The 10023-nt window shown below is 48.1% G+C and carries 8 protein-coding genes; 2 read left to right on the forward strand and 6 right to left on the reverse strand.

Annotation, left to right across the window (positions count from 1 at the left end; translation table 11 throughout):
- The 3 genes from ABY802_RS14480 to ABY802_RS14490 all read right to left on the reverse strand — a co-directional run.
- On the reverse strand, positions 1-851 hold an 851-nt coding region (locus ABY802_RS14480; RefSeq protein WP_372627838.1), incomplete at its 3' end, for an FAD-dependent oxidoreductase.
- Positions 852-895: 44 nt separating this feature from the next.
- Positions 896-2002, reverse strand: a complete 1107-nt coding sequence (proB, locus tag ABY802_RS14485) for a glutamate 5-kinase (protein WP_372627839.1) — start codon at positions 2000-2002, stop codon at positions 896-898.
- Between the two features lie 62 nt (positions 2003-2064).
- Entirely contained in the window at positions 2065-2577 is a 513-nt protein-coding gene (locus tag ABY802_RS14490; RefSeq protein ID WP_372627845.1) for a DUF4124 domain-containing protein, read from the reverse strand.
- 225 nt (positions 2578-2802) lie between these two features.
- On the opposite strand from ABY802_RS14490, the gene ABY802_RS14495 reads away from it, so the two are divergent.
- On the forward strand, positions 2803-3435 hold the full coding sequence (locus tag ABY802_RS14495; RefSeq protein ID WP_372627840.1) for an OmpA family protein: 633 nt from the start codon (positions 2803-2805) through the stop codon (positions 3433-3435).
- An 87-nt stretch (positions 3436-3522) separates the two neighbouring features.
- On the opposite strand, the gene ABY802_RS14500 is transcribed toward ABY802_RS14495, so the two are convergent.
- The 3 genes from ABY802_RS14500 to speE form a co-directional block, all read right to left on the reverse strand.
- Positions 3523-6105 carry a TonB-dependent receptor gene (locus ABY802_RS14500; RefSeq protein WP_372627841.1) on the reverse strand — a complete coding sequence of 861 codons (2583 nt, stop codon included), beginning with the start codon at positions 6103-6105 and terminating at the stop codon, positions 3523-3525.
- A 301-nt stretch (positions 6106-6406) separates the two neighbouring features.
- Complete coding sequence (locus ABY802_RS14505) at positions 6407-6856, reverse strand: DUF4124 domain-containing protein (RefSeq protein ID WP_372627842.1); 450 nt, start codon at positions 6854-6856, stop codon at positions 6407-6409.
- A gap of 124 nt (positions 6857-6980) precedes the next feature.
- Positions 6981-7844, reverse strand: coding sequence for a polyamine aminopropyltransferase (speE, locus tag ABY802_RS14510; protein ID WP_372627843.1), 864 nt, complete (start codon positions 7842-7844; stop codon positions 6981-6983).
- A 135-nt stretch (positions 7845-7979) separates the two neighbouring features.
- On the opposite strand from speE, the gene speA reads away from it, so the two are divergent.
- A complete protein-coding gene (gene speA / locus ABY802_RS14515) occupies positions 7980-9866 on the forward strand; it encodes a biosynthetic arginine decarboxylase (protein WP_372627844.1) in 1887 nt (628 codons plus the stop codon).
- Positions 9867-10023 lie beyond the last annotated feature (157 nt).

Below are 10023 nucleotides of genomic sequence, written 5' to 3' on the forward strand. Positions count from 1 at the left end.
ACGTTTAACAGATAGTCTCGTTCTTCGTCAGAACAGGTAATAGGGTCGGTAAGTTGCTGCCGCACTTCGGTCGTACCCAGCAACGTATTGCCCTGATAAGGCAACACAAACACAATACGTGTTTCGCCAGGTACCTCTAGCATATGGCCATAACGGCTGATTGCCGGCAACAACAAGTGACTGCCGCGCACTAAATCCAGCGGCTGCTGAGCTAAACCTGACTGCTTAAGCAGTTGCTGGCTCCAGGGGCCGGCAATATTAATCACCCGGTCAAATTGCTGCCAGCCGCTGTTCAGCTTCACCCCGCCATTGGTATCAACCTGCAGTACCTCAGCATGTTCGCAAAGTTGCACTCCGGCTTTGCTGCATTGCTCGGCCATCCACAGCCCCAGTTTCTGATCGTCCATCTGACCATCAAAAAAAAGGTAGGCGCCTTTAAGACCATCAGCGTTTAAATGTGCTGAGCAACGCAAGGTCTGTGCCGCCGTTAGCCAGCGGTGACGACCGATGCCTTTGCGCCCGGCAAAGGTATCATATAGCCATAAGCCTATTTTCAGTTGCCAGCGGGCCCGGCGCGAATCACCATAGATAGGATAGAGAATAGGCAGGCGCCGGGTAAGCTGCGGTGCTTTTTTCAGCCACCAGCGCCGCTCCTGCAGTGCTTCCCGCACCAGGCGGAACTCACCTTGCTCCAGATAGCGTAGCCCACCGTGCAATAATTTAGACGAGGCGCTACTGGTGGCCGCCATTAGTGTGTCACGCTCAAACAAGGTTACCTGATGGCCCGCCAGCGCCAGTTGCCAGGCACTGGATAAGCCATTAATGCCCCCCCCTACAATCGCCAGCCTCATTAGCGCTCCTTTTATCCCGGTAAAGTAAATCAGCAAGTACCTGGTTAGTTTAGCAGCACTAAATCGTTGCGGTGTACAACCTCTTCACTGGGACAATAACCTAATACCGCAGCGATCTGGCCGCTGTGCAGCCCCAGTATTTTTGTCAGTTCGTAAGCGCTGTACTGACTGATCCCTTTTGCCAGCGGCTGTTGCTGTGGGCCGGTAATCAGTACCGCATCACCTTTTTCAAAGCTGCCGCTGCAACTGACAATACCACTGGCCAGCAACGAAGCACCTTTTTGCTGCAAAGCGGCACAGGCGCCGGCATCAACATGCACGGTGCCATGTTGTTTTAAACTATTTAGCAGCCAATGCTTTTTGGCACTAAGCCTTTCCTGCTGCCGGATAAAGCGGGTACCAGAGGGTTCGCCATTCAGAAGCCGGCTAAAGCTGTTGGCATCCTGTCCGTTAATGATCAGGGTATCTATTCCGGCTTTGGTGGCTTTGTCCGCCGCCTGAATTTTTGTCAGCATACCACCGGTGCCAATGGCATGATGACTCCCCCCCGCCATGGCATAAATCTCTTTGGTAATTTGGGCCACTTCAGCAATATGGCATGCGTCTGGCACCAACCTCGGGTTCGCTGTGTATAAACCATCAATATCAGAGCAGATCAGCAGTGCATCAGCATCCACCACGATGGCAACTAATGCCGCCAGATTATCGTTATCGCCCACTTTTAATTCAGCGGTGGCCACCGAGTCGTTTTCATTGACAATGGGTAACACCTGATTGGCCAGCAAGGTACGCAGTGTATTATCAATATTCAGGTAACGGCGGCGGTCTTGCAGATCATCATGGGTAAGCAGTATCTGGGCACAGTCAAAGTCAAATAGCTGGCTCCAGCTGGCCATCATCCGGCTTTGACCTACTGCAGCCATGGCTTGCTTAATATTGATTGGTAAGGGGTGTTGCTTAGCAACAATGGCATTGCGCCCGGCAGCGACACTACCTGAGGAGACCAGCACCACTTCTGTACCGGCCAGCCGGCACTGTGCAATAAAATGCGCAATGGTTAACAAATAACGGGTGGAACACCCTGATGCAGAGGGCGCAATTAACGCACTGCCTACCTTAATAACAATACGACGCCAGAACGCAAAAGCCATAACACCCCCCGCTTAACACTGGCAGCAGCTTACGATTTAGGCGTCTACATGTCTATTGTTATTTAATTACGCGCCACTGCAACAGTACATTCACCCGCAGTCAGGTGAGTAAAATTGCCGTACGCCGCAATAATAAGCTCTTGCTCGGTATGATGACGCACGCGCCAACTTACCTGGCCACTGCCAAAAGCCGGGTGATCAATTACAAAGTTACCCGTTTGCTGGCGGATATTATAATTGAAGGTGTCCTGGCGCTGGCCCTGCTGAATATGCTGGGTCATCTGATGCTTAGCAAATATCCAGGTTTTACTCAGTGTCTCATCCCGGTAAATCGTTCCGTCCAGTACTTCAGAGGTACCCAGCTCACACCAGCTCCCCTCCAGCAAAGGCAGCTGCTCGCGCGCCTCCTGTTCACCGAACAGCATATCAATCTGGGCCTGATCACCGGAAATACAAGGTGCCCCCTGAAAGACCACGTTGCCATCTGCTGCCGTGCATTTATACACGTTAGCGTGCGCTAACTGGCCGATCCCCAATACAAAAAACAAACAAAAACAACGAATTATTATTATCATCACAGTTTATCCTGACTGTTTATTACCCTGGCAGCCATGCTTGCAAGCCACAAAACTTTGCTACCTTACCCAAAAAATAAGCGAAAGGGAATTCCATTTACATAAAATCTACATAGGATATTGAGTTAGATAGTAAGCAGACAAATACACTTAAGTGAATAATTAAGTTCAGCGGCAATTCAGAGAACAGTGTTAAGCTCAATTCATTAATCTAAGGAGCCAACTATGAAGTTTATGTCTTTTGCCATTACGACCCTTGTTGCCAGCATGACATTAGCCGGCTGTGCTAATCAGTCTAATGCCACAAAGGGCGCTGCTATTGGCGCTGTTGCCGGTGCTATTGCGGGTAAAGCTACCGGCAACCACAAAGATAAACGCCTGGTCATCGGCGCCGCTGTAGGTGCTTTGGCAGGTGCTGCCGTTGGCAGCTATATGGACAAACAAGAAAAAGCCATGCGTGAAGAGCTTAGCGGCTCAGGCGTAAAAGTGATTCGCGATGGCGACATTTTAAAATTAGAAATTCCAGCTCAGCTTACTTTTGATATCAATCGTTCAGATATTAAATCGAATTTGTATCCGGTGTTTAATGATATCGCCAAAGTACTTCGTGATTACGAAAAAACCATGCTGGTGATTGCCGGTCATACTGATGATACCGGCCCGTATCAGTACAATATGAATCTATCGATGGCGCGTGCCGATGCCGTCAAAAACTATTTAATGGCGCAGAACGTGCAATCTGTCAGGTTGGAAACTCAGGGTTATGGCCCTAATTATCCGGCCGTGCCAAATACATCTGATGCTAACCGCGCACAAAACCGCCGGGTAGAGATCCATATCGAACCTATCGTTGAATAAACAGCAATCGCTCGATTCAACGCAATATTTCATGTGATTTAATAAAAAACAGCGCCTGATGGCGCTGTTTTTTATTAGTTACGTTGATTAAAACCGGTAACTGACTTTGCCGTACACGAACTGGCCACGAGGATTGTGTACCCGCGATGCATAACCGTATAGGTCGGCATCACCATCACCAATAGCAAATGGCGGATCTTCATCCAGGGCATTATTCATTCCAAGTACAAACTGGGTTTTGTCGTTCAGATTATAGCGCAGCTGCACATCCAGCAGCATTTGCGCACTAATTGAACGTGTTGATGTGCTCTCCACCTCACTTGGCGGCGCATAATCTTCAAACTCACTAATATAGCTCAGGCTGGTTACAACACCCCAGTCGCCATGGCTCCAGTCTGCGGCGGCTAACCAACGATGTTGCGGATAGTTGTATTCACCCGCGTAATCGATGCCATTTTTCTCGAACTTATTAATATAAGACCAGTCCAGATTAAAGCGCACTTGCCCCATGTCCTGCAAAGCCAACAGGTATGAGGTAGAAAGGTCTATACCGGTTGCTTCCTGCGAACTAACATTGACATAGCTGTTAAATAAGCGGGATAACTCACCCAGGGTTTGTCCAGGCAAAGGATCTAAACGAACACAAACAGTGCTGTTCTGATTATTACATTGCGCATTATAAACATTTTCAAAATCATTTTTATCGATTTTGTTATCCTGGGTAATGCTCCAGACATCCGCCGTGACATCAAATTCTTCATTTACCTGCCAGACAAAACCAAGATTAAAGGTTTCAGATTCTTCGGGCTGCAAGCCCTCAGCACCAACAAATACAATGGTGTAATCGGTTGCTGCACAAGCTGGATTGCTCGGGTCAATGGTGGGACAGCGAAAGGTATCAGTGAAAAATACCGACTCTTGCGACGGCCCCAAACCAATTTGCGCCAATGACGGGGCGCGGAAACCCTGACCGAATGAGGCCCGCACGGTAAAGTTGTCCAGCGGCCGCCACTTCATGCTTAGTTGCGGGTTGGTAGTCGATCCAAAGTCACTGTAATGGTCATAGCGGCCAGCTACCGTAAACTCAAGCTCATCTGATACTGGTACCAGGAACTCAATATACGCCGCATATTGATCGCGTTGTGCCTGAGCCGAGACAGACTCAGTGCCGAAGATTAAACCACGCTGAAATTGATCATCCGGCTGGTCAAATGCATCTTCTTCACGATATTCCACCCCAGCAGCCATTGAGACCATCTGCTCTCCCAGGGCAAAGGCTTCACCGCTGATACTCGCATCATAAGACGTAATATGTGACTCACCACGACGTACTAACGATGTAGTAATTTGATCAATAACTTCTGGCGAATTTATGGTGCCGCCAAATGGATTATAGTTACCCAGGTTAATTTGCTCTTGCAGAAAATCAGTGCGTACCCAGCCCTGTTGCTTGCTACCGGTCTGCATTGACTCGCTTCGTCCTTTCTGGGCAGCGACATCCCAATCCCAATTCTTTAACTGGCCGCGCAAACCTACCACTAGCCGTAATGAATCAGACTCTATATCCCAGGTCCGTGGTCCGGCATCTACGGTGCGAAAACGGTTGATCGCAATATCTTCGCCAAATGGGTTGTTTGGATGCGAAGCAGGAACTGTTAATCCAGCATCGCCATCCAGTGGCGTTGCTGCACCCGCTGCCTGTGAACGGTTATGTTGCACTGCCAATTCAACGTAGCCTTCCATATCACTGTTCAGGCGCTGACTTCCCTGAAAAATTGCCCCTACCCGCTCTGCGGCCGGAACCACCATGCCAAAAGGACCATAATCAAATACACAAGTTTGACCAAAGGTTCGCTCCGCCGGGCACCCAGGGTCGATGCGGGTTTCACCATTTACGATAAAATTACCAGGAAAACCACGTGATGAACGAAAATCATTTCCGCCATAAGGTGCCTGGTTCGCAGTGCCAAAGCGGCCCATCTCAGCACCAGTAATGACAGTGTTTTTAAAATAATCCAGAATTAACGTTGCATTGGCATCATCGCTCTCAGTGCCCCATACCAGGCTTGCTGAGGTTTCATCATAGGATGGCCCAGTGGTGCCACCATGGCTGACACTAAGTTCGGCGCCATCAAAATCTTTCCGTAAAATAATATTAACCACGCCGGCAACAGCGTCCGAACCATACACTGCGGATGCACCATCTTTTAATATTTCAATCCGCTCAATTGCAGCAACCGGAATAGAATTAATATCGACAAAAGAGTTGGCAATATTTTCAGCAAAAGCACTGACTGCTACCCGCCGACCATTGATCAGCACCAGGGTGGCGTCAGAGCCAAAGCCCCTTAAACTGATCGCTGCACCACCATTTGCGGTGGAATCCTGATTATTGCCGCGGGTAGAAAAAGTACCTGTACCGGCAACCGGCGTTCTTTCCAACAGTTGCTGTAAATTCGAAAAGCCCGATTTAGCAATTTCATCACGGCTGATAACGTCTATTGGTGCTGCGCCTTCCAAATCATTGCGTTTAATCCGCGAACCGGTAACTTCAATTCTCTCAACCTGTGGCGCTGCTTCCATTGAACTCTGCTGGCCGAAACTGGCATTGCTATAACAGGTGGAACTTACGGCCAGCGCACAAAGTGAATATTTGAATAACGTATTCATATGCTTCCTTTTTTTATTTGTGTTGGTACTGCCGCTCAGACAGCCACAAATGTGTAGCATACAATTGGCAACAATCACATTACCATTACAAATTATTACAATTGCTGTTTTCAAGTGAATTTCTATCTTAATGCCAGCCAATAAACAGAGCTTGTTACCAGGATTGAGCATGCCGGCTCGGATATCCAGGAGATGGTAAAATGCGTCGCGTTACCGGATGGGTGGATGGATTTAGCAGGCGAACAAGCTAAAACGCAAAAACCCGCTGGTTAGCGGGCTTTTGATAACGGTGTTGCTTTACTTACTGATTCTGGGCGTATTGCCGTTCCAGCGACACTGCCTGCGCCTGCAATCCTCTTAACGTAGCGCGCTCTGTGCTGATCCGCTCGGCAAACCGTTGTTCGGTGCGCTCGATTTTCTGAGCGATTGCCGCCACATCTTCTGCCCGCGGGAAGCTGCGTATTAATTTGTATTGCTCGGCTTTAAGTTCTTCCAATGCAAGTGTTTTCTCTTGCTCAAGTTTCGCTATCTGAAACTCGACAAACCTGCTTTTACGCTTGACGGCATCAACCTGCTGCTTAAATTCACCAGGTGTACCTGACAAGGCCGTACCAACCGGCCGCATATCTACTGCTTCAGCATCCTTGGCACATGGAAACTGGCTAAATTCAACCACGCCATTCGTTTCACATTTATACACCGTCGCCTGCGCTGAAAACGCCCCAAAAAACAATAACGACAAGTATCTCATATTACTTCACCCTTTTTATGAGCAATAAATGTACAAAAGGCTTGCCAATTTAGCAAGCTTTCTTTGAAGTTTATTTTGGGTTAGCCGCTGGCGTTAAGCTGCTTTGGCTACTTCACCTTGCACATTAGCTGGCTTGTAACGCTTTTTTCATAAAGTTTGGCAGAGCACTGGCGGCTTTATGAATATCAACATTGTAATATTCTGTTGTAAAAGCAGCCTGTTGCGCATCCGCTTCGCGAAAGCCATTGAATGCCGCGCCTTTTCGCGCCAAGGTGCATGTCCACCAACCGGAAGGATATACCATCTGTGGAAAGTTAAGCGTTTGCAGCGCGGCAAAACCTGCATCGCTCATCGCCTGACGCATTGCTGATAGCAACGGCATATGGATTAGTGGCGACTCACTTTGCTGCACCAGAATACCGCCTGCGCGCAGGGCTTGCAGACAACTGGCGTAAAAGGCCCGGTTAAATAACCCTTCGCCCGGTCCAATGGGGTCAGTCGAATCAACAATAATCACATCTACCGATCCTGCTGCAGCATCGCGCATAAACTGAATACCATCAGCAAACTGTAAATTGGCACGGGGGTCATTATTGGATGCACATAATTCCGGGAAATACTTTTCAGCCATCCGGGTCACTTGCTCATCTATGTCAATTTGAGTAACCGTTTCTACCCCGGGGTGTTTCAGTACTTCGCGCAACGTACCGCAGTCACCACCGCCGATAATCACTACATTTTTCGGATTGGGGTGGGTAAATAACACTGGATGACTGAGCATTTCATGATACAAAAAGTTATCACGGCTACTGAGCATGATCACGTCATCAATAACCATTAAATTACCGAAATGGCTGGTTTCATACATCGCAATTTTCTGGAATGGCGACTGTACTTCATCCAGTTTTTTGGTAATGGCAAGGCCAAATACGCTGCCACTGTCGGCAAATACTTCAGTTAACCACTTTTTGTCATCAAATACTGACATCTTTATTCCCCTTATACGTATAGGCCGCATATTTTGCCTGTATGGGCGGCAACAAACAAATTTTTATCGTTTTTTGCTGCAGTGCAACGGCATAGGCTTTACACTATCTGACAGAGAAATATTTAAGGAATCGTAATGGCTGATTGGGGTATTGAAAAAGCACGTTCAATTTATAACGTTGCCGTATGGAGTGAAGGCTACTTTGATGTTGATCAGAAAGGTAATTTAATTGCCTATCCGGATCAGGATCATAGCAAAGCAGGCATCAGCTTCCCGGAGTTGACTAACCGCTTTAAAGAAGAAGGCCTGACCCTGCCGGTACTGGTGCGCTTTACCGATATTTTGCAGCACCGGGTTGATACCCTGATTACTTCATTTAAGAATGCCAAAGCCGAAAAAGAATACCAGGGCAAGTACACTGCAGTTTATCCGATTAAAGTGAACCAGCAGTTTTCTGTGGTTAAACGCTTGATCAGCCACGAAAGTGGCAAAGTAGGTCTGGAAGCCGGCAGTAAGCCTGAGTTGATGGCCATTTTAGGCGTTACCGAAAAACCGCTGCAAATTGTCTGTAACGGCTATAAAGACAGTGAATTTTTAAGACTGGCTACCATTGGCCAGATGATGGGCCACACCGTGTATGTGGTGGTAGAAAAACTATCTGAGCTAAAAACCCTGCTGCGCGAGATAGATAACTTAGATGCAGCACCCCGTATTGGTATCCGGATCCGTTTAAACTCAGTGGGTAAGGGTAAATGGCAAAACACCGGTGGTGAGAAAGGCAAGTTTGGTTTAACTGCCACTCAGGTATTGCAGGCCATCGAGGTACTACGTGCTGCCGGTAAGCTCGACTTATTACAATTAGTGCATTTTCATATCGGTTCGCAAATTGCCAATATCCGCGACATTCATAACGCGATTCGTGAATGCGCCCGGCATTATGCCGAGTTGCGAACCCTGGGTGTGCCCATCACCACCGTTGATGTCGGTGGTGGCTTAGGGGTGGATTATGAAGGCTCGAAATCACGCTCAGCCTGCTCGATGAACTACACCATGATGGAATATGCCCGCAACGTAGTTAACGGTTTAAAAGAAGTGTGTGACGAGTACGACCTGCCGCACCCGAACATTATTACAGAGTCAGGCCGGGCGATGACGGCACACCATGCCGTGCTGGTAACCGATGCTATTGATATTGAGCGAGCCCCTGGCTTAGTCAATTTACCGGAACCCAGTGACGATGCGCCAACAGTTATTTTAGGGTTATGGGAAGCCTACCAGAATGTGACACCGCGTTCAGCTATTGAGGCTTATCACGATGCCATTCACTACTTTACGGATGCACACGCCCAGTATGTGCACGGTTTACTGACCCTGCAAGACTGGTCATTGCTTGAGCAAATTTACTTTGCCACCATTAATAAAGTACGGGCTAACTTAGATTTGTCCGCACGCTCGCACCGGGCTATTCATGACGAATTAAATGAAAAACTGGCCGATAAATTATTCGTTAACTTCTCCTTGTTCCAGTCGATGCCGGATGCCTGGGGTATTGATCAGTTGTTCCCGGTAATGCCGCTGGAGCGGATGCTGGAACCGCTGGACCACCGGGCAATTATTCAGGATATTACCTGCGATTCTGATGGCCAGTTAAAAAGCTATGCCGACGGCAATGGCATCGAGTCCAGTCTGCCGCTGCCAGTATATAAAGAAGATGAACAGTATTTACTGGGCATGTTTATGGTGGGCGCCTATCAGGAAATCCTTGGTGACTTGCATAATCTGTTTGGTGACACCGATTCCGTGCATGTTGAACTGACCGACGACGGCGGCTACAAACTAACCAACATTATCAAGGGCGACACGGTAGCTGACGTGCTGCGCTATGTGCAGTTTGACGCTACTAAACTGCTTACTTCCTATAGCAATCAACTGGCTAAGCTGGAGATGAGTAGCGATAAGCAAGAGGCGTTGCTGGATGAATTGAAATCAGGTGTTTATGGTTATACCTATTTCGAAGATTAAGTTAGAATAGCCACTGATCAGACAAGTACAGAGCAGCCCAGAGCTGCTCTGTTTGTCTTAGGCTTATTTACTGCTGCCCACATCGGCAGCACATTACCCAAACAACTTTACGATGCAGGTAGGACGGGTATAAATAATCAGGTGCGCTATGTTTTCT

The sequence above is a fragment of the Arsukibacterium sp. genome (assembly GCF_041616895.1).
In the GTDB taxonomy this organism is placed as follows: Bacteria; Pseudomonadota; Gammaproteobacteria; order Enterobacterales; family Alteromonadaceae; genus Alishewanella.